The 1,039-nt window shown below is 79.1% G+C and carries 1 protein-coding gene; it reads left to right on the top strand.

The window, feature by feature from the left end; translation table 11 throughout:
- A partial coding sequence (locus ACWEVO_RS37085; RefSeq protein WP_452312034.1) for a PfkB family carbohydrate kinase occupies positions 1–923 on the top strand: 923 nt, incomplete at its 5' end.
- Between the last annotated feature and the right edge of the window lie 116 nt (positions 924–1,039).

Here is a 1,039-nt window from a genome sequence, read left to right as displayed (position 1 = left end):
CGGCGGCCGCGATGGCCGCGTCGTCGATGGTGTTCCGGCCCACCGACGCGGCCTACGCCGACAAGCTTCAGGCGGGCGCGGTGGCGGTGACGCTGGGCGGCGACGGCGCGCTGCTCTGCCACGCCGGCTCGACCCCGCTGGTGGTGCCCGCGCCGCCGGCCGAGGGGGACACCTGCGGGGCCGGGGACCGCTTCGCGGCGACCGCCACCCTCGCCCTGGCCCGGGGCGCGCTGGTCTCCGAGGCGGTGCAGGAGGCCGTCGCCGAGGCGTCCGCGTACGTGGGCGGCGGGGGAGTGGCGAACGCGCTGCCCGCGCCGGTGCGCGCCACCTCCCCGGTGGTGGTGAGCGGGGGCGGGGACCGGATCGGCCCGGCCGCCGCGGGCGCCGTGGTGGCCGAGGTACGCGCGGCCGGCGGCACCGTCGTCGCCACCGGCGGCTGCTTCGACCTGCTGCACGCCGGGCACGTGGCGACCCTCGAGGCGGCCCGCCAGCTCGGCGACTGCCTGGTCGTCTGCCTCAACTCCGACGCCAGCGTCGCCGGGCTGAAGGGCCCGGAACGCCCGGTCGTGCCGCAGGGCGACCGGAGCCGGCTGCTCGCCGCGCTGAGTTGCGTCGACGCCGTGCTGATCTTCGACGAGCCGACGCCGCACGCGGCGCTGTCCTGGTTGCGCCCGGACATCTGGGTCAAGGGCGGCGACTACGCCACCGGCGGCGGCGACGACACCCTGCCCGAGGCGGAGATCCTGGCCCGCTGGGGCGGCCACACGGTGGTGGTGCCGTACCTGGACGGGCGGTCCACCACCGACATGATCGCGGCGGCGCGGTCCGGCCGCGGCTCGGCCGGCTGGCCCACGGTGGCGGTTCCGGCGGGCGAGGCGCGCCGGGAGCCGGTCCGCCGGTCCACCGCGGAGGGAGCGCGATGAGCGGCAGTCCACCCCCCGGGGCCGGTGCGACGGTCCTGGTCACCGGCGGGTCCAGCGGGCTCGGGGCGGCGGTGGTCACGGCGGTGGCCCAGGCCGGCGGTCGCCCCCTCGTCCTG

Source organism: Micromonospora sp. NPDC003776, from assembly GCF_053605645.1.
The sequence above is the reverse complement of the archived record's forward strand: the minus strand, read 5'-3'. Positions and strand labels throughout refer to the sequence as shown.